This window comes from Enterococcus sp. DIV1314a, assembly GCF_051713805.1.
GTDB lineage: Bacteria > Bacillota > Bacilli > Lactobacillales > Enterococcaceae > Enterococcus_I > Enterococcus_I aquimarinus.
Genome location: NZ_JBIOQP010000001.1, coordinates 2231321 through 2254475 on the forward strand (window position 1 = coordinate 2231321; position 23155 = coordinate 2254475).

At 39.5% G+C, this 23155-nt stretch carries 29 protein-coding genes and 2 pseudogenes; 6 read left to right on the forward strand and 25 right to left on the reverse strand.

The window, feature by feature from the left end; genetic code table 11:
- Window positions 1–42: 42 nt before the first annotated feature.
- The 4 genes from IGI68_RS10640 (at window position 43) to IGI68_RS10655 (ending at window position 1688) form a co-directional block, all read left to right on the forward strand.
- A complete protein-coding gene (locus IGI68_RS10640) occupies window positions 43–588 on the forward strand; it encodes a hypothetical protein (RefSeq protein ID WP_071875484.1) in 546 nt (181 codons plus the stop codon).
- A 230-nt stretch (window positions 589–818) separates the two neighbouring features.
- Window positions 819–1037: a helix-turn-helix transcriptional regulator gene (locus tag IGI68_RS10645; RefSeq protein WP_071875483.1), complete on the forward strand. Its 219-nt coding sequence runs from the start codon at window positions 819–821 to the stop codon at window positions 1035–1037.
- On the forward strand, window positions 1034–1396 hold the full coding sequence (locus tag IGI68_RS10650; protein WP_438732754.1) for a hypothetical protein: 363 nt from the start codon (window positions 1034–1036) through the stop codon (window positions 1394–1396). The genes IGI68_RS10645 and IGI68_RS10650 overlap by 4 nt, the downstream gene beginning before the upstream one ends.
- Window positions 1397–1409: 13 nt before the next feature.
- The gene (locus IGI68_RS10655; RefSeq protein WP_273232050.1) at window positions 1410–1688 is read left to right on the forward strand and encodes a DUF3784 domain-containing protein; all 279 of its coding nucleotides are present in this window, start codon (window positions 1410–1412) and stop codon (window positions 1686–1688) included.
- A gap of 90 nt (window positions 1689–1778) precedes the next feature.
- Here IGI68_RS10655 and IGI68_RS10660 read toward each other — a convergent pair whose 3' ends face one another.
- The 9 genes from IGI68_RS10660 to IGI68_RS10700 all read right to left on the reverse strand — a co-directional run bounded on the left by IGI68_RS10660 (window position 1779) and on the right by IGI68_RS10700 (window position 10264).
- A complete protein-coding gene (locus IGI68_RS10660; RefSeq protein ID WP_438732756.1) occupies window positions 1779–2123 on the reverse strand; it encodes an inorganic diphosphatase in 345 nt (114 codons plus the stop codon).
- 252 nt (window positions 2124–2375) lie between these two features.
- Window positions 2376–3263 carry an ATP-binding cassette domain-containing protein gene (locus tag IGI68_RS10665; protein ID WP_438732758.1) on the reverse strand — a complete coding sequence of 296 codons (888 nt, stop codon included), beginning with the start codon at window positions 3261–3263 and terminating at the stop codon, window positions 2376–2378.
- Window positions 3264–3265: 2 nt separating this feature from the next.
- Entirely contained in the window at window positions 3266–4138 is an 873-nt protein-coding gene (locus tag IGI68_RS10670; RefSeq protein ID WP_438732760.1) for an ABC transporter ATP-binding protein, read from the reverse strand.
- 2 nt (window positions 4139–4140) lie between these two features.
- Window positions 4141–4971, reverse strand: coding sequence for an ABC transporter permease (locus IGI68_RS10675; protein WP_438732762.1), 831 nt, complete (start codon window positions 4969–4971; stop codon window positions 4141–4143).
- Window positions 4971–5930: an ABC transporter permease gene (locus IGI68_RS10680; protein WP_438732764.1), complete on the reverse strand. Its 960-nt coding sequence runs from the start codon at window positions 5928–5930 to the stop codon at window positions 4971–4973. Before IGI68_RS10680 ends, IGI68_RS10675 begins: the two co-directional genes overlap by 1 nt.
- A gap of 83 nt (window positions 5931–6013) precedes the next feature.
- On the reverse strand, window positions 6014–7594 hold the full coding sequence (locus tag IGI68_RS10685; protein ID WP_438732766.1) for an ABC transporter substrate-binding protein: 1581 nt from the start codon (window positions 7592–7594) through the stop codon (window positions 6014–6016).
- A 603-nt stretch (window positions 7595–8197) separates the two neighbouring features.
- The gene (locus IGI68_RS10690; protein WP_273232037.1) at window positions 8198–8392 is read right to left on the reverse strand and encodes a YwbE family protein; all 195 of its coding nucleotides are present in this window, start codon (window positions 8390–8392) and stop codon (window positions 8198–8200) included.
- Window positions 8393–8416: 24 nt separating this feature from the next.
- Window positions 8417–9391 (reverse strand): tRNA dihydrouridine synthase, encoded by a 975-nt coding sequence (locus tag IGI68_RS10695; RefSeq protein WP_438733285.1) that lies wholly within the window; start codon window positions 9389–9391, stop codon window positions 8417–8419.
- 129 nt (window positions 9392–9520) lie between these two features.
- A complete protein-coding gene (locus IGI68_RS10700) occupies window positions 9521–10264 on the reverse strand; it encodes an alpha/beta hydrolase (protein WP_438732768.1) in 744 nt (247 codons plus the stop codon).
- Between the two features lie 123 nt (window positions 10265–10387).
- Here IGI68_RS10700 and IGI68_RS10705 point away from each other — a divergent pair, with 123 nt between their 5' ends.
- Window positions 10388–10867, forward strand: a complete 480-nt coding sequence (locus IGI68_RS10705; protein ID WP_438732770.1) for a nucleoside deaminase — start codon at window positions 10388–10390, stop codon at window positions 10865–10867.
- Between the two features lie 58 nt (window positions 10868–10925).
- Here the strand turns inward: IGI68_RS10705 and IGI68_RS10710 are convergent, their stop codons facing one another.
- From IGI68_RS10710 to IGI68_RS10735, 6 genes are all read right to left on the reverse strand, one after another.
- The gene (locus IGI68_RS10710; RefSeq protein ID WP_438732772.1) at window positions 10926–12278 is read right to left on the reverse strand and encodes a metallophosphoesterase family protein; all 1353 of its coding nucleotides are present in this window, start codon (window positions 12276–12278) and stop codon (window positions 10926–10928) included.
- A gap of 159 nt (window positions 12279–12437) precedes the next feature.
- Window positions 12438–12815: a RidA family protein gene (locus IGI68_RS10715; protein WP_438732774.1), complete on the reverse strand. Its 378-nt coding sequence runs from the start codon at window positions 12813–12815 to the stop codon at window positions 12438–12440.
- A 181-nt stretch (window positions 12816–12996) separates the two neighbouring features.
- On the reverse strand, window positions 12997–13602 hold the full coding sequence (locus IGI68_RS10720; RefSeq protein WP_143139443.1) for an acetate uptake transporter: 606 nt from the start codon (window positions 13600–13602) through the stop codon (window positions 12997–12999).
- A 143-nt stretch (window positions 13603–13745) separates the two neighbouring features.
- Window positions 13746–14210 carry a hypothetical protein gene (locus IGI68_RS10725; protein ID WP_438732777.1) on the reverse strand — a complete coding sequence of 155 codons (465 nt, stop codon included), beginning with the start codon at window positions 14208–14210 and terminating at the stop codon, window positions 13746–13748.
- Between the two features lie 355 nt (window positions 14211–14565).
- Window positions 14566–15138, reverse strand: a complete 573-nt coding sequence (locus tag IGI68_RS10730) for a DapH/DapD/GlmU-related protein (protein ID WP_438732778.1) — start codon at window positions 15136–15138, stop codon at window positions 14566–14568.
- Between the two features lie 12 nt (window positions 15139–15150).
- Window positions 15151–16323, reverse strand: a complete 1173-nt coding sequence (locus IGI68_RS10735; protein ID WP_438732780.1) for an iron-containing alcohol dehydrogenase — start codon at window positions 16321–16323, stop codon at window positions 15151–15153.
- Window positions 16324–16486: 163 nt separating this feature from the next.
- Here IGI68_RS10735 and IGI68_RS10740 point away from each other — a divergent pair, with 163 nt between their 5' ends.
- Window positions 16487–16927, forward strand: a complete 441-nt coding sequence (locus tag IGI68_RS10740; RefSeq protein WP_438732782.1) for a MerR family transcriptional regulator — start codon at window positions 16487–16489, stop codon at window positions 16925–16927.
- Window positions 16928–17035: 108 nt separating this feature from the next.
- Here the strand turns inward: IGI68_RS10740 and IGI68_RS10745 are convergent, their stop codons facing one another.
- The 10 genes and pseudogenes from IGI68_RS10745 to IGI68_RS10790 form a co-directional block, all read right to left on the reverse strand.
- The gene (locus tag IGI68_RS10745; protein WP_438732784.1) at window positions 17036–17395 is read right to left on the reverse strand and encodes a hypothetical protein; all 360 of its coding nucleotides are present in this window, start codon (window positions 17393–17395) and stop codon (window positions 17036–17038) included.
- A gap of 47 nt (window positions 17396–17442) precedes the next feature.
- Window positions 17443–17577 (reverse strand): annotated as a pseudogene (locus IGI68_RS10750) (alpha/beta fold hydrolase); the annotation flags it as partial.
- A 2-nt stretch (window positions 17578–17579) separates the two neighbouring features.
- Complete coding sequence (locus IGI68_RS10755; protein ID WP_438732786.1) at window positions 17580–18587, reverse strand: NADP-dependent oxidoreductase; 1008 nt, start codon at window positions 18585–18587, stop codon at window positions 17580–17582.
- 18 nt (window positions 18588–18605) lie between these two features.
- Window positions 18606–19040: an Rrf2 family transcriptional regulator gene (locus IGI68_RS10760; protein WP_438732788.1), complete on the reverse strand. Its 435-nt coding sequence runs from the start codon at window positions 19038–19040 to the stop codon at window positions 18606–18608.
- Window positions 19041–19288: 248 nt separating this feature from the next.
- Window positions 19289–19747, reverse strand: coding sequence for an 8-oxo-dGTP diphosphatase (locus IGI68_RS10765; protein ID WP_438732790.1), 459 nt, complete (start codon window positions 19745–19747; stop codon window positions 19289–19291).
- A gap of 146 nt (window positions 19748–19893) precedes the next feature.
- Window positions 19894–20583 carry an acetoacetate decarboxylase family protein gene (locus IGI68_RS10770; protein WP_438732792.1) on the reverse strand — a complete coding sequence of 230 codons (690 nt, stop codon included), beginning with the start codon at window positions 20581–20583 and terminating at the stop codon, window positions 19894–19896.
- Window positions 20584–20589: 6 nt separating this feature from the next.
- The gene (locus IGI68_RS10775) at window positions 20590–21549 is read right to left on the reverse strand and encodes a glycosyltransferase (protein ID WP_438732794.1); all 960 of its coding nucleotides are present in this window, start codon (window positions 21547–21549) and stop codon (window positions 20590–20592) included.
- Window positions 21550–21589: 40 nt separating this feature from the next.
- Window positions 21590–22162 (reverse strand): hypothetical protein, encoded by a 573-nt coding sequence (locus IGI68_RS10780; protein WP_438732796.1) that lies wholly within the window; start codon window positions 22160–22162, stop codon window positions 21590–21592.
- A gap of 114 nt (window positions 22163–22276) precedes the next feature.
- Entirely contained in the window at window positions 22277–22792 is a 516-nt protein-coding gene (locus IGI68_RS10785) for a diguanylate cyclase domain-containing protein (protein ID WP_438733287.1), read from the reverse strand.
- A gap of 18 nt (window positions 22793–22810) precedes the next feature.
- Window positions 22811–23146 (reverse strand): annotated as a pseudogene (locus tag IGI68_RS10790) (PAS domain-containing protein); the annotation flags it as partial.
- Window positions 23147–23155 lie beyond the last annotated feature (9 nt).

Here is a 23155-nt window from a genome sequence, read left to right on the forward strand (position 1 = left end):
AACGAAATCATCGAGCAACAAGAGCACTCAGGAGGAACCCGATTGTTTAACGCAGCGAATAAAGATATTTATATTGTACTTTCGAGTACAGACACTGTTTTAGGAAAAGTGATTCAAAAAAAATTAGGTGTTAGCTATAATCATTGCTCTCTTTCATTGGATGAAAATCTGGAAAGAATTTATTCTTTTGGCCGTAAAACCTATTGGCACATGTTTTCTGCTGGATTTGTTCACGAGAGTAAAAGTAGTGGGTTTTATAAACACTATGGGAAGACCAGAATTCTTGTCATGAAAATTTCAGTCACAAGTCAACAATGGTTTCAAATTCAAAAAGAACTGTCTCTTTTCACTGCTACGAGTAATCAATACAGTTATAGTTTAATCGGTCTGATTTATTGTGAACTCGGTATGCCAATTAAACGAAAAAACAAATACTTTTGTTCCCAATTTGTAACGGAAGTATTGAATCGTTCAGGTCTTTCTCTTTTTGAAAAACCAGAAACCTTGATTCGACCACATGATTATTTGCAATTATCCCAAATGAAGATTGTTTATCGCGGCGAAATCGGCGCTTATCATGCAGCGTAACAACTTCACGAGACACGGAAGCCGTGACCAAAGTCGTTTGGCTCTGAGAAACTGACGATATATTCAACCAATGATCTCTTTTAATTGATCGAGTGTCGTGAAGTTTTTCGAAAGAGCAGATTTTTGTCATAGCTTCCGTTTTTTTTATCAATTATGTAATTTATATTTTACATTTTAATAGTATATGTTACAATATCTATAAAATCGTTTCTTAGAGGAGGAAGTTATCCGTGAAGGAAATTACGATTCGAAATGACGTCAAACTTCGACGGATTACTCTTGGTCAGCATACGCAAGGTGAACTTGCTCAAGAAGTCGGTGTAACGCGCCAAACGATGCATCTCATTGAAGCACAAAAGTATAATCCGACGATTAAAGTCTGTTTACTGATTGCAAAAAGCTTACAAACAACGATTGATCAACTTTTTTGGATGGAGGAAGAAAAATGATAAAGATGTTAACTTATGTCCCAGCATTCCTTTTTTCACTATTGTTGCTGATCACGAAACCATCAGGAATCATCGTTGCAGGGTTCGTTTTTTTAGTTGTACTGATGGTGATTGCGAAATATTCTCGGAGTCAACAAGAAAAAGAAACCCTTGTTTTCGACGAACGCGTCCAGCGAAATACGACAACATGGCGTTTGAGAACAATGTACGGCTTCAATAGTCTTCTTCTATTGATTTTACTATTAAATGAACAAGGAATCTTAACCGTTGATATTTCGATAAACGGGATCATGATCTATTTAATGTTCACTTTGTTGATTCCTTTTTATGTCATTCCAACAATCATTGATTATTTTTAGGAGGGAAGCATTTATGAATCAAGAATTGATGATTTTCGGCGTTGTACTCGCGATTTTTGCCTATCTCGTTGGCATCAAAAAAGCCACTTGGTTACTCGCAGGTTATAATCAAAAACGCGTTGCTGATCAAGAGAAATTGGCAACATCAGTCGGTCTGACTTATGCACTATCTGCACTTTGGTTGCTCATTTGGGGACTAGTTGGCGTAGCAAATAGTGAACTTGTCGGAAGTATTGCAGTGGGTCTCATTCTTCTGCAGTTAGTATACGTACAAATGAAAATGGTTGGATAAGTTTAGCATCCATCAGAGATAGTTTATTCTCTGATGGATGCTATATTTTTCGGTATTTTTTCGCAAGAATACATTGATTGCATTTTCGGTTTACTCAATGTCATCATTGGCCATTTGAATCTGTGTATCAAAATATTGTTCTTGAAAATAAACTTGCTCCCTAATCATTTCACGGGTAAAGGAACAGTTCTCTGGTGCAACGACCCATTTTTCTTCGACATCATCAAAACGAGTGATAATCGCGATGACAATTCCTGTAAAGGTCGTCAGTGGTTTGTCCACGCCTACAATATACGCATCTTGCTCGTCCCCGTCCGGTGCGATAATCCCTGGAATGTACCCATAGTTAACGGGATAATACAAAGAAGCATGTTTAGGGTGCACACTCCCTAAGGGGCGATCGATAATAACTTGTACCTTAGATCCTAATCCCATCTTTTCCTACCTTCTTTCTAATTGCCATTTTGCATCACAATCTTTTCCTTGATACGACCGATCGATTTCTAGAAAGTTACTTCCGCTAGACAACTCATTTTACCACTTCGCGTATCCTTTCGTACAATAATTATAGGCTCGGATAGACGTTAATCTCCGTCAAAGAAATGACTAAATCCTATGAATGAATAAAAAACCACCCTGAGTCACAGATGGTTTCATCTGTAATTTAGGGTGGACTGCTTAAATCGCTTATTTATCGAGTCGAACAAAATGGTTCGGCGCGATTTCGCGCCATTCAGCCTCGCTGGCTAAATGAATCGATTCTTGAATCACTGATTTTGTCATTGCTTCGCGTGCCTTTTTAGGATCCGCAATCGGCGCAGCTGCGAGTAACTTCTTCGTATATGAATGCTGAGGATTCTCAAATAATTCATCCGTTGGAGCGAGTTCCACTAATTTCCCTTGATACATCACCGCAATTCGATCTGAAATATGACGAATCACCGATAAATCGTGGGAAATGAATAAATACGATAACCCAAATTCTTTTTGTAATGACAATAAAAGTTGAATAATTTGGGCTTGAATCGACACATCTAAGGCAGAAGTTGGTTCATCACATAAAATAAAGGATGGACGATTGACGACAGCCCGGGCAATTCCGATCCGTTGGCGTTGACCGCCACTAAAATGCCGCGGAATTTTATGAATCGCCTCTCCTGTAATCCCGACAACAGCAAGAATTTCCTCCGCTTTTTTGCGGGCCTCTGCTTTTGATTCGTTCATTAACGGCTCCATGACTAATTCTAACGCTGTTAACCGTGGATTCAATGCTGAATAAGGATCTTGAAAAATGATTTGCATTTGTTGGTAAATCGCCTGTTGTTGATTCTTAGGCAATTCCGATAACTCCTGTCCTTCATAAAAAATACGACCGGAAGTTAACGATTCTAAATTCAAAATACTGCGACCGAATGTTGTTTTCCCACTACCTGATTCTCCGACTAAACCTAGCGTCTCGCCTTTTTGAATGGTTAAAGAAACATCATCGACCGCTTGAACTTCAGTCACGTTTCCTTGCCAATTTTTTGACGTAAAAACTTTGCTTGCATGTTCTACGCGAATTAATTCACTCACCGCTAATCCTCCTCCCCTATCCAAATCGCATGCGTATCTGAAAAGACGACTTTCTTTAATTGTTCAGGTAACAAAACAGGTGCATCGACCGCACTTAGCTGCGCATCTTTATCGCCTAAATGAGCCGCTTGTAGCAATTTTTTCGTGTAGGCATGTTGCGGTTGATAGAAAATTTCTTCGGTCGTGCCTTCTTCGACTACTCTGCCTTGATACATGACTTTAATCTCATCACACATCCCTGCTACCACCCCTAGATCATGGGTTACTAAAATGACAGAGAGGGCTTCACTTTGTTGGAGCTGTTTAATTAACGCTAAAATTTGAGCTTGAATAGTGACATCTAAAGCAGTCGTCGGCTCATCTGCGATTAAGAGTTTCGGTTGCGCTAGTAATGCCATCGCAATCATCACGCGTTGCCGCATCCCACCAGAAAGTTCATGCGGATATTGTCTCATTCGCTCTTTCATTAAAGGAATTCCGACTTTTTCTAATTCGGCAATGGCTAATACTTCGGCTTCTTTTTTCGAGACTTTTTGGTTACGACGAATCACTTCAACCAGGTGATAGCCAATTGTCCGTAGCGGATTAAGTGAGGTCATCGGATCTTGGAAAATCATCGCAATCGGTAAGACTTCTTCCTTGGAAGCCGATTTCCCATCAAAGACAAACTGTTCAAAAGAGGCTTCAACATTATCGGGTAAAATATTCATGATGCTTTTCATCGTCATACTTTTCCCACTACCAGATTCACCAACAACACCGACCACTTTTCCTCGGGGAACACTTAAGTGGATGTCTTTGAGGAGCATTTTTTGACTTTTTTTATCATAAAATGAGGCTTGTAAGCCATCAATTTCTAAAATATTGGTTTCCATCGCTAGACCTCCCTTTGTAAGATGGATTTAATCAAATCCCCCAAATTGTTAAACGAATACACGGTGAAAACAACGAATAATCCCGGTAAAATAGCCATATAAGGTGCTCGTTGTAAACTACTTTGAGCATTTTGTAATAAACTCCCCCACGACGCCATCGGTTGTTGAATCCCCATTCCTAGAAAACTTAGCGCTGATTCCGTCATGATTGCACCTGAAATACTTGCTGAAGCTGCTACAATTAAGGTTGGTAAAACGGACGGTAAAATATGTCTTACAATAATTTTAAAAGGAGGAATACCGATAAATTTGGCATAAATCACATAATCTCTTTCTTTTGCTGCTAATGTTTCGCCTCGAATTAAGCGCGCAATTCCCATCCATGAGAAACAGCCGATAATAATAATAATCGTTGTTAATCCTGGTTTTAAAAATACGCTTAATACAATCACCAACACGAGCCAAGGAATCGCAGATAAGACATCGAGTAGACGCATTAAAATACTATCAATTAGCCCCCCGAAATAGCCTGCTGTTAACCCAACTAAAGTGCCGATCGTTGTCGCGGTTAACATGGCCAACACCCCTACTAATAAAGAGACACGACCCCCATACAACACGCGGATAAAATAATCACGTCCTACTTCATCGGTACCAAACCAATGCGCTAAACTCGGTGGTTGAGACATGTTACTCACATCGGTCGCATTTGGATCTAAAGGTAATAATGGTGCTGAGAGTGATAAGATAATTAACACAATCAAAAAGATCACCGAAAAGGTATAAACAGGTGATGAAAAAATAACTTGTCCAATTTTTTTGATTTTACTCATTAGGCACGACCCTCCTGACGAATTCTTGGATCGACAATCGAATACAAGATATCCGATAATAGGTTCCCTAAAATAACCAGCGTCGCTGAAAGCAGCATCACTGCCATGATAATCGGATAATCCAGACTTTTCGTAGCCCCCATTAAATAAGGTCCCACACCTGGCCAAGCAAATATCGTTTCGGTTATAATGGCACCCGTCACCAACATCGGCAAGGCCATCCCAATTTGCGTCACGACCGGAATTAAAACGTTCCGGCTAATGTGGCGACTAAAAATCTGCCATTTTGTAGCGTGAAAAGCTCGCTGCACCATTACGTAGTCTTCTGATACTTGTTGGGTCGCAGAAGCACGAATGTAGCGCGTCAATTCTGGAAAGAACGCAACCGTTAGCGTCGTATACGGTAAGACAAAATGATTCAGGTAATCGCCAAATTGTCCTTCTTTTCCAACGGTATGCATTCCAATAATTGAAAACCAATTTAATCGGTAGCCAAAGAAGTAAATCAGAATCATCGCAAACCAAAACGTTGGAATCGCAATCCCTAAAGAAGCGATCCCGTCAATCAAGCGATCCGCCCATTTTCCTTTATTCGCTGCAGCAACTAAACCGAGAACAATCGCTAAAAAGAGCGCCGTTAAATACGCGGGCAACACAAGACGGATGGTATTTGGAATCCGAACCGCTAATTCTTGCGCAATACTTTTTTGTGAAACAAGAGAATACCCTAAATCGCCTTGGAAAATATTTTTAATCCAAACAAAATATTGGACTAAAAACGGCTCATTTAAGCCATACCGCTCCCTTAGTAAATCAATTTGTTGTTGTGACATATTCGGTGTGGTAACCGAATCAATCACATCATAAGGTGCCAGTTGAATGAGAGAAAATACTAGAAAAGAAATAATAAATAACAATGGAATTGCTTGAAGCACTCGTTTAACTATATATCGTAACACTTGTTTGACCTCCCTTTTTCTTCGTCCCTATAACGAAAAAAGAGGCTGTGACAACGATAACGTCACAGCTCTCACACGAATCATTACTTAATGGACAATTTTGACATATCTTCAAAAGTATAAATTGGAATTAATGTTGCTGCTTCAACATCAGAGATCCGGTTATTCACTGCTAAGATTTTTTTGTTGTCGACGATTGGATAGAATCTCGCATCTTTCGCAACTTCAGCTTGTAACTCATCATATAATGCTTGACGTTTTTCAGCATCTAATTCGAGTGCCGCTGCATCAAATAACTCATCGGTTACCGGATTATTTGTTTGGAAATAATTCGCACTGCCATTTGTTCTAAATAAGGCACCATAAAGATCAGGGTCATTTCCCATAATATAACCACCTAAGAAAAGGTTATATTTCGTTGAGCCTTCTTTTTTCAATTCAGTAAAAATCGCGGTACCATCGCCACCTTCTAACGTGACATTAATTCCTGCTTTTTGCAATTGTTGTTGAATTAAGGTTGCTTGAACTGTTTGTGCAGGATCGGTTGCTGAGAAAGCCAAGTTTAATTTCAAGTCCGTTACGCCAGCTTCTTGTAACAACTCTTTTGATTTTTCGATATTTGTTTCGTATTTTTCAACATCTTCACTTACGTAAGGATTATTTGGCGGTAAAAACGAATACGGTTGCTCGTAATATTTGGCATCTAAATACGCTGCTTGATTTAGCTCCTCTTTATTTAATGCAAACAAGACTGCTTGACGAACTTTCTCGTCTTTTAGCGCCTCGGATTGCGTGTTAAGTCCCATGTACCCAACACGGTTTTCAGAATAAGGATAGACCGTAATCGTATCGGTATCTAAGTCATCAATATCAGAAGGTAAAACGACTGCTGCATCAACTTCGCCTTTTTGTAAGGCTACTTTAGCCGTGTCTGAACTTGTGATAATGCGTAATGTCACATTTTGAATGCCAGCTTCGCCACCAAAATAAAATTCATTCGCTTCAAACGTTAAATACTCCCCACGTTTGTACTCTTTTAATTTATAAGGACCTGTTCCAACAGCTGCTACAGGCAATTCGTTGACTGAGAAATCTTCCACATCTTTAAAGACATGTTCCGGAATAATAAATGTTTCAGTCACGATATTATGTAATGCGGCTGCACTTGGTGAAGGTAAGATGAATTTGACAGTGTAGTCATCGACTTTTTCAAACGCTACAGGCTCATCTTGAATCCATAATTGATCGGCATTCCCATTTTCTTTTTTCACTTTTTGCTCATAAGTGAAGATGACATCATCGGCTGTGAATGCTTCGCCGTCAGACCATTTAACGTCTTCTCGTAACTTAACGGTAATCGACAAGCCGTCTTCTGCTGCTTCAACCGATTCAGCTAAAATATTTTTTTCTGTTCCATCTGTTTCAATGGCGACAAGTGGTGAATAAATCATATTGTTAACGGTTAACCCCCAACGATCACTCGTATTAATCGGATTTGTCGCAGAAGGATCACCGCTGATAGCATATGTAAACGTATCTTGATTAGCCGCGTTATTCGTTGCTTGGCTTTCCCCTGTATTATCAGTACTTCCACCAGCACACGCACTCAGTAAAAGCCCTGCAAACACTAAACTGCCAATAAACCATTTTTTCTTATGAATCATTTTATTATTTCCCCCTTTTTCTTTAAACCCTTAGCGTTCTCAATCATTGTCAAACGGTTGTGTCAGAAACCTCTATCTGTTGAAGCAAAAAGCAACAACAACAACCTTCGTCTACATCTTGATTACTCATTTTTTGCCCCACCTCCTATATAGGAGAACATCTACTGACACTGATCATGTCACACCCTAAGGCGAAATAATTGTTCTCTCTTGACTTCATATGACCACAATTAAGATATTAAAATCCCTTGAAATCCTATGAAGAAAAATTGTTTTTTAATTCTTGCAAAAAAATTAGAAAATTTCTAATACAAGTATTAGTTACTTTATCCTAAGTTAGAAAAGCTGTCAATCATAAAAGCTTAGAATCCGAAACAAAATCGCAAGTCCCTTTCTATCATTCGAATTCCGGAGCTATTTGCTATGAATTGCTGATAAAAACAGGTGAAATCTCAAAAAAACGATTAAAAGACTTCTTAAAAACTGGAATAGTTTATCCGCTGATACTCGAATTCCAGAGAGAACGGACACAAAAAAGACCAAAGAAACAGTCGTTATCGAAGGTTTCTTTGGTGAGTCGCTCATGAACGTCAACATGTATTCTTATGCTAGGCCTTTTTTCACACGACCAACAATCCCACTTTCTAACATTACTTTAATGCCATGTGGATGTTGAGGTGAATTCGTTAAAATACGTTTAACAACGCCTTCGGTTAATTTCCCTGTTCGTTGATCTTGTTTTTGCACGACGAATACCTTCGCCCCGATGGTAATATCACTTCTTTTTGTTCCGTCCATTTAGAATCCCTCATTTTGGAACGCTCACGCGCCACTTTTATTTTCTGCTTCAAATGCTCCTAGAATCGCGCGGACTTCATCTGTCGACTTTGTCTGCATTAATTTCACTCGTAAATCACTCGCACCGGAAAATCCTTTAACATAGATTTTGAAAAAGCGATGCAAGCCAACAATTGAGCGAGGAATCATTTCACTGTATTGGTCTTGTAAATCCAGTTGCAAACGAAGTAAGCCTAATAATTCTTCACTCGTATGCTCTCTTGGTTCTTTTTCAAAGGCAAATGGATTCTTAAAGATTCCTCGGCCAATCATGATCCCATCTACGCCATACTTTTCAGCGAGTTCCAAGCCAGTTTGACGATCCGGAATATCACCATTAATCGTAATGAGCGTCTGCGGTGCAATTTGATCTCGCAGAGCCATAATTTGCGGAATCATATCCCAATGAGCAGGAACTTTACTCATTTCTTTACGGGTCCGTAAATGAATCGATAAGTTCGCAATGTCTTGTTTTAGAAGATGAGTAATCCATGCTTCCATCTCTGCCATTTCTGTGTAACCAATCCGAGTTTTAACACTGACAGGTAGACCGCCTGCTTTCGCCGCAGCGATTAATTCAGCTGCTACCTCCGGACGTAAAATGAGGCCACTCCCTTTACCCCGTCCTGCCACATTTGGTACTGGACATCCCATGTTAATATCGACACCCTTAAAGCCTAATTGTGCTAACCCGATACTCATCTCACGGAAAAAGGTCGGATTATCACCCCAAATATGCCCCACAATCGGTTGTTCATCTTCCGTAAACGTCAAACGTCCCCGTAAACTATCTTTTCCTTCAGGATGGCAAAAGCTATCTGAATTGGCAAACTCGGTAAAGAAGACATCTGGTGCCCCCGCTTCCTTCACGACATGTCGAAAAACAACATCCGTCACATCTTCCATTGGCGCTAAAATAAAAAAGGGTTTTGGTAATTCTGCCCAAAAATTCGTCATGATTCTTTGTAATCTCCATTTCCTATCAATCTACTAAAAACATTCTTCATTATTATACTCAGAATCATCATAAGAAGCAAAACTTCTGTGCGGAATTGTCTTCCCATCATTCAAAACTCAAAGGGTTGCGTTTTAAAACTGCGCCAGCCATTCAAGGACAAGCTGACTGATGATTTCTTGTTGATTTTCATTTGGAATGGTTGCTTCGTCATCACCTTTTTGTGCGCCATAACTGCCAAAGCCTGCATGATTACCGCCTTCGATTACTTCATACGTTGTTTCAGCTGGTAAGTATTGTTTGCCTGACTCGTATGCTTCTTGATTTAACACGCCATCTTTTGACCCTGTAATCGATAAGACTGGGATATCAAGCTCACTTAACGCCCCTTTTTCATCCGGATAACTTGCCATAAAAATCATCCCAACAATCTTTTCTGGATTTGCTACGGCGTAACGACTTGCCATTACACCACCGAGTGAATGTCCGGCTAACACAAAAGATTGTTCGGGACGTTGCTCCTGAACTTCACTCGCGCGATTGCCGCCAAGGACTGCCAAATTCAGTGGAAAGTGCATGACGTAAACGTCGTGACCGGCATCCGCGATTTGTTGAGCCCATAGACTATAACTTTCAGGCTTCACAAAAGCGCCTGGATAAAAAATAATCCCCACCGCCTCAGGATTTCCACTATCGTAAAATGTTACATTTTTCTCTGTTTGTGCCTCTTGGCTAACTTGTTGCGCTTGTGGAGTTGCGCCGTATGTGAGCGTTTGGATGAAGAGATAACTTCCCCCCACTATAATGACACTTATCGCGAGTATCCATAACCCAATTTTTTTAAATGATCTTTTTTTACTTTTGTTTTCTTTTTCCATTTAGTTCACGCCTTTCTTTGAACGTTAGATTATTATTGTTTAATTAAATGATGTTCTTCGCTTCTTTCTACTTTTAACGGTATAATCAATGCACAAAGAAGAATCATAAGGAGGAAGCATTTGATGATTACAAATGATGATTTCAAGTATTTAGAGCGATGTGTCACATTAGCCGAAATGGCTCTCACAAAAGGGGATGCCCCTTTTGGCTCAGTCCTAGTTTCTGCGGAAGGTAACGTCTTATACGAAGGGCATAATCAAATCGCTTCAGGCGATCACACCCAACATCCAGAATTTGCGATTGCACGTTGGGCAGCCGAGCATTTATCTCCCGACGAACGCAAACAAGCGACCGTATATACCTCTGGTGAACATTGTCCGATGTGCGCAGCAGCCCATGGTTGGGTCGGTCTCGGAAGGATTGTTTACGCCAGTTCATCCAAACAGTTAACCCAGTGGCTTACCGCAATGAATATCGCCCCAGGCCCGGTAAAACCGCTCGCAATTGAAGACGTTCTACTAGACGCACATGTTGAAGGTCCAGTACCTGCGCTCGCCCAAAAAATTCAACAATTGCATCACGACTATTATACTTGCTCTTAACGGTCAAAAAAACGCTCGTTATCAAGAGCGTTTTTTTGACCGTTCTTTTACACAAGTTCTAGGGTTGAATAACTAAATGGTGATGGGCTTCCCAGTTAGCCGCATCTAACAACTGTCGATAGCTTTCGAGCAATGAAGAATCAGCTTTACGAGGTAAAGATTCTTGCAACCGGGCGAGTCGCGCTTCTTTTTGAAGTGGAGTGAGCTGACTGCCTCCCATAAAGTAAAAAACATACGCCTCCCCGACTTCTTTCATTAGCTGTGTATCCGCATCAATCGCATAGGAACGGAATAATTCGCGCGCCATCTCTTCTCCCAATTCCTGAGCTTTCAACCTGACGTACGCCGAATAATTTTTTAAATCCGGATTCGCAAGATGTTGGGTATCTAAATAAGGAAGAGGGTCAAACGACTCATTTTCGTAAATGATGGTATTTTCCTGCAATGTCAAATGGCCAATCGACGTTCCTACCGCACTAAACGATCCCGAACTAATTTCATAAAAATTGGACGGATCTACTTGTTGCAAAATGTTTTGCAAATGCGTGTGACCACTTAATGCGAGTGGCACCTCATACTGGTTTACTAAAGATAGAACGTCTGGTGCATTATTCAAAACAAAACCGTCCGTCATCTGTTCATGATGGGCCAACAGATTATGATGTAAAAAAAGGATAGGGGTCTTCCCCTTTTCTTTTGCATCCGCTAACCCCGCTTCTAACCAAGCCAATGTTTCTTCTGATAAACGTCCGTGACTGACCGGTTCTTTTTTCGAAAAACGATCCGCATAAATATTACTATCCAGTAAAAATAAGCGATACGCACCGGCATCTAAAGAATAACTCAAAGAATGCTTATCTGTCGCCTGACTAAGACGATAGCCGTCGGAAAATCCTCGCTGAAAATCTTGCGGACTAATTTGATGGGTCGTAATTTTATCCCCATTTTTAAATTCCCGCGCCCAGCCATTATAAATATCATGATTCCCGGGAATCGCCAAGATTAAAATACCAGCTTCTTGCAAAGGTTCCAATAGTTCAACCATCCGGTCCAGTCCTGCTTTTTCACCGTTTAGTGTCACATCCCCGGTAAAAATAATCCCCGTCGGTTTTTCGACTAACGCTTTTTGAACGAATGCGGTTAAAATGGTTTCCGTATAGCGAAGGTCATTGCCTAGTGCGGTCGCTTCAAATGCACGAAACGCAGCACTATCTTCAATAAAAGTATCCGGAAAAAAATGATTATCTGAAATAATCCAAAAATGGGGTTCATCCATTTGTAGAAGACGCTCTTTTTCTTGCGCCTCTTCTTGTTTCACATCAATTTGAATGAACGTTTGATCCGTCAACCAAAAGAAGCTGATGACACCACAAAAGAGTAGCGATAGCATTAAAAATCGTTTTCGAAACAAGCGAATTCCTCCTTTAAGCTTGGCCATCACCGAGACAAGTGCCTCAAACATTTTGTTGTGGCCTATCAAAAGCAATAACAAAATCACTACGACACATTTGTTAACCTACCCAAAACGGTGTTGCATTGGGAGTCGCATCGTAGCGATCTTTGTTCACGATTATTTTTTTACAATACATTCAATTTCAATATCTGCTTCTAACGGTAATGCTAGGACAGCAACACATGTTCTAGCAGGATAAGGTTCTGTAAACATTTGTTTGTAAACAGCATTCATCTCATCAAAATGGGCCATACTTGTTAAATAGACATTCACTTTTACCACTTGATCAAGCCCCACACCGGCCTTTTGCATCACCGATTGTAAATGCTCAAAACATTTCACTGCTTGGGTTTTGATATCGTATTTCTCCCCTTGGTAGTCTATGCCGTTATACGCCGTTTGACCTGAAAAATAAATCATATCGCCACTATCAATTGCATGCGAATACGGACCAGATGACGAGACAATCTCTCCTGTATATGCTTTTCTTGTCAAAAAAACGCCTCCTTTTTGATTTAAATCTTAGCATGAATCATAGAATTTCGCACTTTTTCAACCCATTTTTCTGATAAGAATGATAATAAATGATTATTTCGTTTTGCATGCCTTCCAAAAAGACGTTAAAAAAGGACTTTTAGAACAAGAAGCCTTCTAAAAGTCCAATCTTAATTGATGATTATTTAAAAATACCAAATGGTTTTCCTACTGGTAGGAATGTTTTCCCAAAATGGGTATTCAAGACAGCTGCACCGCATCCATAAAAAGACACAATGGCAATCGCTAATTCTGCGTATGCTGCCATTTGATGACTCGCATGTGTCATAATGCCAAATGAAGAAGCGGCTAATCCTAAGAATAAGAAATCAATTAATACAAATATCGTAAATAAGACCTTATGTGTTTCCATGGCACCAATTGTCATAAATAATGTGAAGATAAAATAACCTAAAAATGCCACGCCAAGTTGTTTGGGATCGACACTAGATGCTAACGCTGCACCAAATAGTCCTTTTTGAATTAACCACGTAAAGCCCATAGCAAACCAAAAAAAGCCATATGCGGCAAAAGCTGTCGCACCGAAAGTGTTATTGTGTTTAAAATCATAGGTCGCCGCCATTAATTGCGCAGACGCTCCTAAAAAGATTGCCCATGGTAATACCAACGAGACATCAGATGTGAATCCTAATTTTTGTGAGGACGCAACTAGTGTGACCATTGCCAGTCCAAATAATCCTAACGCAGAGGGATCAGCGACGATCACTTTTACTTTTGTTTCTTTCATATCTATCATACTCTCCTACTATTCAATCTATTTTTTACAAAGCGCTTGGAGAATCAATCATAGATCGTTCGTTCCTCTTGCTCGTTTTTTCTTCCAATCAACCATAAAAACGCGACTGGAATTACTTGTGATTCGTTATCCTTTTACGAAAATAAAAAGAAGTACAAAATACTAATCATCGGACTTATGGCAATCGCGAGATACGCGAAGGAAATCCAAGGTTGATACGTAATAAATAACCCCTTTAAACTTAAACGCCACGGATGCGGAATGATAACCCAACAAATAAGATCAAATAAGACACTATAAAGGATCCATAATCCTCCAATTCCCATCGCTTGCGTTAGCGTTGGGATCATCACCCACTGATTCATCATCATCACACCGACAAGTGGAAAAATAATGAGGTTATATAATGGATGAAAAGGCTTTGTTGTCTTAAAAGCCTCAAATGTCGTGGCGTTTTCTCGAAGTGCGCGTAGTCCCATCGTTGGATCAAAAGCTTGTTGTTTTCGCACTTTCCAGTTGAATAAAAAATGCAGTGACGCAAATACCGTGACCAGCAAATAAGCAATAAAATAGTATTTTATCGTTTCTGTGACTATCATTTGTTTCCTCTCCTTCTTGAGCTTGATTCTTCCTTTCAAACACCCATTAGCTATCATGCCTTTTATCTTCCGAAATCACAAGTAAAAGTGTCAAAAAATGAAGATTTCATGATAGAAATCTGAACACGTTGGATTCAAAAAGGAGGTGCTAACGATTCAAGCCCCCTCGTTGATTTTAGTGCACAGTTTTTCCCAAATGAGACTCTTAATCAGACGTGCTTTTATCAACAGGTTTATTGTTTGGCAAATGATATCACCTAATCGAGAGAAAATGCCTATAAAAAAACAAGCTAGATCCTCTGGAAATTGGAATCTAGCTTGTTTTTTAAGTTTGTTGAGAATTTTATCTGATTGTCTATTCAACTTCAATTGTCTTCATAACCTTCGCAGGAACACCACCGACAATGGTATTTTCTTCGACGTCTTTGCTGACGACTGCTCCAGCTGCAATAATCGCACCATCACCAATTCGAACGCCTGGTAAAACAGTCGCATTGGCACCAATCCAGACATTTTTACCAATCGAAATCGGCAGTGGATGGATCGTCCCACGTGTTTGTGGGTTCAATTCGTGATTCAACGTTGCAAGAACAACTTGATGACCAATCAATGTCCCATCACCAATTGTGATACCGCCTTGATCTTGAAAACGACAACCTGAATTAATGAAAACATTTTTCCCGATATGAAGATTTTTGCCGCAATCGGTATAAAAAGGTGGAAATAGGTTGAATGTCTCATCGACTGGTTTTGCGGTTAGTTGTGCGATGATGACTCGAATTTCTTCAGGAGTATGATACGTATTATTTAATGCCATCGTCAATTTTAAGGCTTCTTGTGATAGTTGTAACATCATTTGATGTTCCGCAGAACCCGCCTCAACCGACTCCCCTTCATTTAAATGATGCAAGAATTGATCAAGTTCCATTATTTTCACCTCTTATTGATTCATACTTTCAATTAAAACGCTCATAATGTCCTCTTTGGTTAAGACTTTGTAGCCACCCTTTGTGATAAATGAACCCGCTACAATTCCTTCTAACATGTCTGGTGTAGCAGCTAGTTCCTTAATATTTAAGACTAAACCAAGCGTTCTCATATAATGCTCCATTTCGGATAACCCTTCAAGCGCAACTTGTTCATCCGTCTTGCCTTCCGGATTAACCCCCCAGACATTGATCGCGTAACGTTTGAATTTTGCGAGTCCTGCTGGCAAAATTAAGCGATAATATGGTAGCGAAATCGCCGATAACGTCATCCCGTGAGTAGCATCGGTATAGGCCCCGATTGATTGTCCAATCATATGAACCATCCAGTCAGTTGATTTTCCTTTTGCGACTAATGTATTGAGGGCCCAAGTCGCCGTCCACATGATGTTACTACGCGCTTCATAATCAGTTGGATTTTCAAGTGCGATTTTTGAACTGTGAATCAACGATTTTAATAACCCTTCCATAATATAATCTGAAGTATTATCATCTTCATTACTAAAATATTGCTCCAAGATATGTGACATAATATCAAAGAAACCTGCCACCATTTGCTGTTTTGGTACCGTGTACGTTAAGACTGGATTCAAAATCGAGAATTTCGGAAAGACATCCTCTCCGAATACGCGGCCAATTTTTTGAGTCGTTGTCGTATTCGTAATGACAGAACCGCCATTCATTTCTGAACCTGTTCCAACCATCGTTAACACACAGCCCAGCGGAATAATCGGATTATCAACCGCTTCTTTCCGAATAAAATACTTCTCCCAAGGATCTTCTTCACAGAAAGCTGAAGCTGATACTGCTTTAGCATAATCACACACAGAGCCCCCGCCTACAGCCAAAATAAAATCGACATCATTATCTTTCGCAATCTGACAACCTTCCGTTAACTTTTCGACTGTCGGATTCGGCATCACTCCGGCATCTTCGAATACTTGCTTGCCATTTTCTGCTAAAATTTGCATGATTTCGTCATATAATCCGGTTTGTTTAATTGAACCGCCGCCATAAACAAGTAAGACCTTATCTCCATACTTCGGAAGTTCTTCGTTCAAAAAGGACAACGACTCTTCTCCAAAATATAATTTTGTTGGATTTGAATAACTAAAATTCCCTAACATCGTTTTCTTTCCCTTCTATTTTTCCATAATATTTGGCGCCACTTAAGCAAAAACAGAATTCTTTGTTGTATTGACGCGTTTGTTTTACTATGATACCATTCTAATACCTAAACCTGACTTTAGGTAAAGCCTTTTGTTTCTAAAAATATTTTGAGGTGAACTGATGAAAACAATTGGACAAATCGCAGAATTATTTAATCTGCCAATATCAACCCTACGTTATTACGATAAAGAAGGACTCTTTCCAGACCTGCAGCGAAAAGCCGGAATTCGTCATTTTGGCGAGCCAGAAATCGAGGCGTTACGAGTGATTGAATGCTTAAAAAAATCCGGAATGGAAATTAAAGATATCAAACGCTTTATGGAATGGTGCAAACTAGGAAGCCAAACCTACCCACAACGCAAAGCTCTATTTGACCAGCAAGAAATAGCCGTCAAAACCGAAATAGATCGCTTAGAGCAAGCGTTGGCGATGATTAAATTTAAACAGTGGTACTATGAACAAGCCTTACGAGATGGGCATGAAGAGCGATTTGCGACCGTTATTCCGCAAGATTTACCAGCAGAAATAAAATCATACTACGCACTCTCCCATCCTGAATGAGGAGATAGATTCGTCACACTTTACAAAAAAATCCAGCCATCTTTGGTTGGATTTTTTTTGCTATTTAAATACGATTGTCGAAACTACTCAAACGTTTGGTTTCAACCATTAAAGCGTTTGTTCTTTTTTGTATCCAAAAAACCAAGTAAGAATAAAAGCAATACTAAATGAAACAAGATTAACCAAAATATATAATGGTAATTGCTCATTTAAATAAAGCAATGCCCCAGGAATACCGGTTAATGCCATCCCAGTTGCTCTAAGGTCAAGAATTGATGCTAAAAATCCGCCAATCCCCCCACCTATCATCGCCATAATGAATGGTTTTACTAAACGTAACGTGACACCAAACACTGCAGGCTCGGTAATCCCTAATGATGCAGAAAAAGCAGATGGAAAAGCAATTTGTTTCATTTTAGGAGAAATTGTTTTCATAGATACTGCTAAAACAGCTCCTGCTTGCGCCATATTTCCACACGTTCCAATAGGATTTAAATAGTTCCAACCGTCTTGGCCCAATTATCCATAGTTGCTGCCAAATGCACAAGCATCACCAATGGTAATTTTGAATGACCTTTTCCTATTTCACGGAAAGCAATATTCTTTCCTTCAATCGCAATCATTTGATTCGTCGTTTTTATGTATGTCATGTTCATAGCTCTTCAAAAGTGATGACCGTTTTCCCTCGTGAACGACCATTGGCAACCTTGTCTAATGCTTCATTGATTTGTTCAAAGGAATTGATGGAATCAATTGATGGTTTGATTTGAAGTTCTGACAATAAATCTGCAACCTCTTGGAGTTGCCGACCATTCGATTCTACAAAAATAAAGTCATAAGTGACACCGTATTTATCAGCCAATTGATCAAATTTACGTCCAGCAAGTCCAAATAGAAGCTGTTTCCATTTTGGCAGATTCATTCTTTTTGCAAAAGTACCGTTTGGCATCCGACGAAGCGAAACAAGTCGACCCCCTTTTTTAAGAATCCTCATTTGTTTCTCGGTCTCAGAACCCCCAAGCGTGTCAAGAACGTTATCCACTTGGCTCAATATTTCGGAATAGTCTTCCGTTTTGTAGTCAATAAATCGATCAGCGCCTAGTTCTAGAACGCGCTCTTTATTCGAAATACTACCATTGGTAATCACGGTTAGACCTCTTGCTTTTGCAATCGGGATGGCCATCGCACCAACACCGCCCTTACCACCTGAAATGAAAAGTGTTTCCCCACTTTTCGCACCCATCAGTTCTAGCGATTGAATGATCGTCAACGCAGTTAAGGGAACTGCCGCAGCTTCAATGTTAGACAAGTAGGATGGGACTTGTGCGAGTGCTGCACTATCAACAGAAACATATTCGGCAAAAGCGCCAATGCGATTCAAAGAAAGACGGGCAAAAACACGATCTCCTTTTTTAAATTTATGCACTTGGCTTCCCACACGTTCAACAATCCCAACAACTTCATTTCCAGCGATAAGAGGAAGTTTATACGGTGTAATGAGTTTCACCTCACCACGCGAAATCATGTTATCGAGTGGATTCACGCCTGCACCTACCACCTTTAATAAAACATCATTTTCTGTAACCTCTGGAATCGGCGCCTCTGCTAAATTCAATCGAATAGAATCTTTATTGTACTTTTTGAGTTGTGCAATTTTCATGATTCATTCTCCTCATGATTATTTTGATTTCCTTTTATTAGCTTCTTCATACAAACGATCTATCACATTTTGTAATGTTTGACTCGCTAATACAGTTGTTAGATGAATTTCAACTTCTAAAAAAACTGGTGATAATGCACCTTCGATATGCTGACCAACGGGACATTGCTCATTACTATTTTGATGAATTTGAAAAAGTTCTACGCGTTCCACTTCCTGAGTCGCATAGTAAATATCTAATAAACTGATATCTTCTGGCCTTTGATTTAACTGATAACCACTTTTACCTTGATGAGCAGTAACAATTTCTTTTTTCTTTAAATAACCAATAATTTTTCTGATATAGCTGGCATTTGTACCTACACTAGTTGCTAACGCTTGAGAATTCAAACGTTCGTCACTTTCTGAAATCATCACTAAAATATGGAGTGCCACCGCAAATTTTATATCCATCCTATTTCCTTTCTTACTTAATCAACAACAAATTCATTGCTGACTCTGTAGTTGAATGATTATTCACCAAACTTGTATCCGTTGGTGATACAAGTTTAACAAAAATAAAATGAACTTTCAATAGGAAAAAACTAAGGTACTTATCTAAATTTCAAAAAAATAAACACCTACTCCATAAAAATGAGTAGATGTTTCGTAATTTATTCTTCATTGATATTTGTTATAGGACAAGTCGCTTTTTATCTGACTTAAAAGAGTTTCAATTGCCAGCTCGCGTCATTTGTTTGTTCATAAAAACATTCACTTAAGTCTTCTTTTTCAAAAACGGCAATCATTTCTGCAAAATCGTCGGCTAAAGGCAATTGCAATAATTCATGCCGATTAATCCAGTAAACCTCTCCTTCTGCAGAAGATTGTAATGTCCCACTAAAATGATTCGTTTTATACAACATGACCACATAACGAGCACCTTGTTTGTCTTGGAATTGTTTAACGCCACACAGTTGAGGAGATTGAATCGTCAAACCCGTCTCCTCTTTGACTTCGCGGATCACAGAGGAGACGAACGATTCTCCTTTTTCAACATGCCCGCCAGGAAACGTGATTCCTGGCCAATCTTGGTTTTTTCGATCTTGTACGAGAATTTGACCTTGCTCATTATAAACCATACACATATTCGTAAATACTGCTGCTTCACTTCTAGCCATTCGCTCTCTCCTAACAACCAATTTTCTTTATTTAGTATACCAATTTTGTAGGTTGAATACGAGAACGAATCCGATTGTGTCCGACGAATTTGATTAGCATCATAAATACTCTCTTTTAGTCTGTAACACGCATTATTGACTACGTACTAAGAATGCCTCCTAGTATTTGGCCCACAATCATCCAACTTTTCAATCCTTGGAACAGGAAAGGTTAGCATAAAAGGATCGACATGTACGACTGCCAACGGTTTTTTAAAAGAGACATCTGGGAAAAAATCAGAATCAACGCTTAATTTTTTCACTTTTGCCAAGCGGCCTGCCCCTTTTCCTGAAAAACTTGTATAGAACTCTTTTTCCTTTTCACGTTGGACGAGATGAAATGGGAGGAACTTCGTACTAACGGGAAATGGTATTACGCCAGAGCGAAGTACGACGTCCAAGATTCGTGTCTCTCCTGCCATCACAATAATCCGTTCCTCCCGTTCATTGAGTCGCTTAAACTCAAACGTCGCCCGCTCTTTAGGAATACCCCAATTTTTACGACCATTTACAATACTTGCCTCAGACGAAACATAGATTTTACTAATCGTTTGCCATTTTTTCCCTTTGTAATCAAATTTTCCTGGGATAAAAAGAAGTTCACTATAGGGACCGACATTGGAATCAGCGTAGTTCACGAGCATCATACTGCCAAAGCCGCCAGTATACCGCCCCTTTAAAAAATCGGGTACCATCCCTTGGGTCATGACAAATTCTTTTGTTAAGGGATAGAGGAAAATATACCCTTTTCCGCTCATTTGCCACGGCGCGGGAGAAAAAAATTCTTTTTTTATCAAATTGGTTCACCCCTTTTGGTTCACTAATTGCGACTCGCGCACCATTTTTTCAATCAATGTGATAGCATCATCCACACCCTGTTCTTTTGCAATAATCTGACGGATAGCCTGTGCTTGTTGTTTGACTTTTGGATTATTAAATTCGTTTAAGCGCTGCACAAGTCTTTCTTTTGTCAGTTGCTTTTCAGTAAGTAGTTCTAACGCGTAGCCTAAACGAGCCAGTCGATGGGCCCAAAATGGCTGATCAACCGCAAACGGAATGATTAGTTGTGGTCGGCCACTCTTTAATGCTGCCGCCATTGTCCCGACACCCCCATGATGAATGATGCCTTTTGCCAATGGAAATAACAAATGATGCGGCACTGCTTGGAGGATGAGTTGGTCTTCCTTTGATTCAAATGAGAGGCCGCTATTCCCAATCACGATAATCGCACGATCTCCTGTTTCACGTAAAGCTTCCGTTACGATTGCTTGGAATCTAGCAGGTGACTTAACAGGCATGCTGCTAAAAGTCAAAACAACGGGTGCGGGTCCGGCCTGAATAAAGGCTGCTACTCGTGCTTCTAGCGCTTCACCTTCGTTCTTCAAATAAAAAAAACCAGGTAATGATACTTTATTTTCCCAACTTTTCACTTCAGGAAATAACGCCTTACTCACCGGATAAATAATCGGTATTTCTTTGCCATCAATTTCAAAGGCATAGACGCCACTTTTTCTCTTCGGTAGCCCTAAAGTTTTTTCTCGAAAATCATTTACTTCTTTGATGCTCGCACTTTCAGCTTTACCCATTAACATGTAAGTCAACTTGTTCAATGTTTTCCCAAAGTTCTTGTGTGAATGAATCGCCAAGTTCGGAAATTCCTCAATGGGATACGTTATGGGAATAGGTGGGATGCTAACACAAGGAATGCCTAACGCTTTAGCAATATCCGGTGTCCCAAAAGCTTTTTTATATTTAACGAACAACCTGAACTAATTGAATGATCACTCCATCAAATGATGCTCACTAACTAAAATCCTTCCCTGATACTTTTTTGATTAACCGACAAAAGTCATGCCATTCGTCTGGAAATTTATTACTACCAGACTTTTGAATGTTCTGACCGTTTCTTCTGATTTCTAACCCCCACTGAGTCCCATCACAAACGTCAGGTTCGATATACCTAGACTTCCAATCTAATACATTCATTCTTTTCAATTCAGCAATGAAATTATCAAGCGTCTTCTGTCGGATTATCTTTTCATAATACTCTTCATCACTAGCAAATGAAGGACTCCATCTGAGCTTCCGGCTTTCAAAGTCTATCTCCACCTCGTAATAGCCGTCAAAATAACCACCCACGTATGCTGTCACTCCGATTATCCCATCATAGGCTTTATCAATAGCTGTCTGTCTATTCCATTTAGTTTCGCAATCTTTGCAGTAGTATTCCGGGTCTGAATCCCTGATGTAACCACCGCCAAGCATTCTTTTCCCTTCCTCAACCATCAATAACACATTGGGAGTGGGCAACCCATAGAATATTTTGATGACATTTAACGAGCTGCACCTAGGACACTGATTGTATTTAATTGCCACAAAATCACCCTCCGAACGATTTTTTAGAATTGATAGTCATTCACTATATCTATTGCTGTTTATAGCTTATTAATCGGTACAAAAATCACGCTTTCACTATTGATACGACACACGCTATCTTTTCCCATCTTCAAAAAATTCAAAACGTCCTTTACCATTTCGCTTTATTTCATACATTCTAGAATCTGCATGTCTTAATAATGTTTCACTATTCGTACCATTATCAGGGTAGATTGCAATCCCAATCGAAGAATTAATGTAGCATTCATGCTCCCCTATAGGCATCACTTCTTGTAATGTCTTATGGATTTGTTGGACTATATTGTGGATCAATTTCTTATCTTCAATATCTCTAAGAAGGACTGAATATTCTTCGCCACCCATTCTTGCAGCTGTATCTGATTGTCGAATCGATTGCTGGATTCTTTGGCTGACAGTGACTAAAACCTCATCACCTGCTTCATGACCATACTTATCATTGATATCTTTAAAGCCATCTAAATCAAGAAAAAGAAGTGCAAATGGCTTATGATTTCTGCTACTTTCAACAATCAGGCTCTCTAATCGTTTGAAAAATAGTCTTCTATTCGGAAGTCCCGTTAACTGATCGTAGTTCGCTTGCTTTTTCAATTCTATTTTTAATTGTTTCCGCTCCGTAATATCTGTTGCTGAACCTACAATATGAGTGACGTTATCATTTTTGAGAATAGGTGTTAAAGTCGTTAACCAAATACGTGTTGCACTAGGTAGGGTTAATTCTTCTTCATAAATAACACTTTTCCTAGCCAACACAAATTGTTGATAGTTTTCAGAAACAATCTCTCCCATCTCTTTGCCAAGTAGTTCTTGCGGAGATTTATCCATTATTTGTTCAAGAAGAATACCGGTCTTATTTTGATCCGCAAGATTATTTCGAACATAGCGGAATTCGCCATTATCTAGGACTTTTATTAGAAACATCGAATCGTGCATCCCATTAAATACCTTTTCATA

What these genes read in the sequence shown, in the direction of transcription:
- IGI68_RS10650 (WP_438732754.1), top strand. Translation starts at nt 1,034, where the DNA reads ATGATAAAGATGTTAACTTATGTCCCAGCATTCCTTTTTTCACTATTG.
- IGI68_RS10655 (WP_273232050.1), top strand. Translation starts at nt 1,410, where the DNA reads ATGAATCAAGAATTGATGATTTTCGGCGTTGTACTCGCGATTTTTGCC.
- IGI68_RS10660 (WP_438732756.1), bottom strand. Translation starts at nt 2,123, where the DNA reads ATGGGATTAGGATCTAAGGTACAAGTTATTATCGATCGCCCCTTAGGG.
- IGI68_RS10670 (WP_438732760.1), bottom strand. Translation starts at nt 4,138, where the DNA reads ATGGAAACCAATATTTTAGAAATTGATGGCTTACAAGCCTCATTTTAT.
- IGI68_RS10675 (WP_438732762.1), bottom strand. Translation starts at nt 4,971, where the DNA reads ATGAGTAAAATCAAAAAAATTGGACAAGTTATTTTTTCATCACCTGTT.
- IGI68_RS10685 (WP_438732766.1), bottom strand. Translation starts at nt 7,594, where the DNA reads ATGATTCATAAGAAAAAATGGTTTATTGGCAGTTTAGTGTTTGCAGGG.
- IGI68_RS10690 (WP_273232037.1), bottom strand. Translation starts at nt 8,392, where the DNA reads ATGGACGGAACAAAAAGAAGTGATATTACCATCGGGGCGAAGGTATTC.
- IGI68_RS10700 (WP_438732768.1), bottom strand. Translation starts at nt 10,264, where the DNA reads ATGGAAAAAGAAAACAAAAGTAAAAAAAGATCATTTAAAAAAATTGGG.
- IGI68_RS10705 (WP_438732770.1), top strand. Translation starts at nt 10,388, where the DNA reads ATGATTACAAATGATGATTTCAAGTATTTAGAGCGATGTGTCACATTA.
- IGI68_RS10720 (WP_143139443.1), bottom strand. Translation starts at nt 13,602, where the DNA reads ATGAAAGAAACAAAAGTAAAAGTGATCGTCGCTGATCCCTCTGCGTTA.
- IGI68_RS10725 (WP_438732777.1), bottom strand. Translation starts at nt 14,210, where the DNA reads ATGATAGTCACAGAAACGATAAAATACTATTTTATTGCTTATTTGCTG.
- IGI68_RS10730 (WP_438732778.1), bottom strand. Translation starts at nt 15,138, where the DNA reads ATGGAACTTGATCAATTCTTGCATCATTTAAATGAAGGGGAGTCGGTT.
- IGI68_RS10735 (WP_438732780.1), bottom strand. Translation starts at nt 16,323, where the DNA reads ATGTTAGGGAATTTTAGTTATTCAAATCCAACAAAATTATATTTTGGA.
- IGI68_RS10740 (WP_438732782.1), top strand. Translation starts at nt 16,487, where the DNA reads ATGAAAACAATTGGACAAATCGCAGAATTATTTAATCTGCCAATATCA.
- IGI68_RS10745 (WP_438732784.1), bottom strand. Translation starts at nt 17,395, where the DNA reads ATGGCGCAAGCAGGAGCTGTTTTAGCAGTATCTATGAAAACAATTTCT.
- IGI68_RS10755 (WP_438732786.1), bottom strand. Translation starts at nt 18,587, where the DNA reads ATGAAAATTGCACAACTCAAAAAGTACAATAAAGATTCTATTCGATTG.
- IGI68_RS10760 (WP_438732788.1), bottom strand. Translation starts at nt 19,040, where the DNA reads ATGGATATAAAATTTGCGGTGGCACTCCATATTTTAGTGATGATTTCA.
- IGI68_RS10765 (WP_438732790.1), bottom strand. Translation starts at nt 19,747, where the DNA reads ATGGCTAGAAGTGAAGCAGCAGTATTTACGAATATGTGTATGGTTTAT.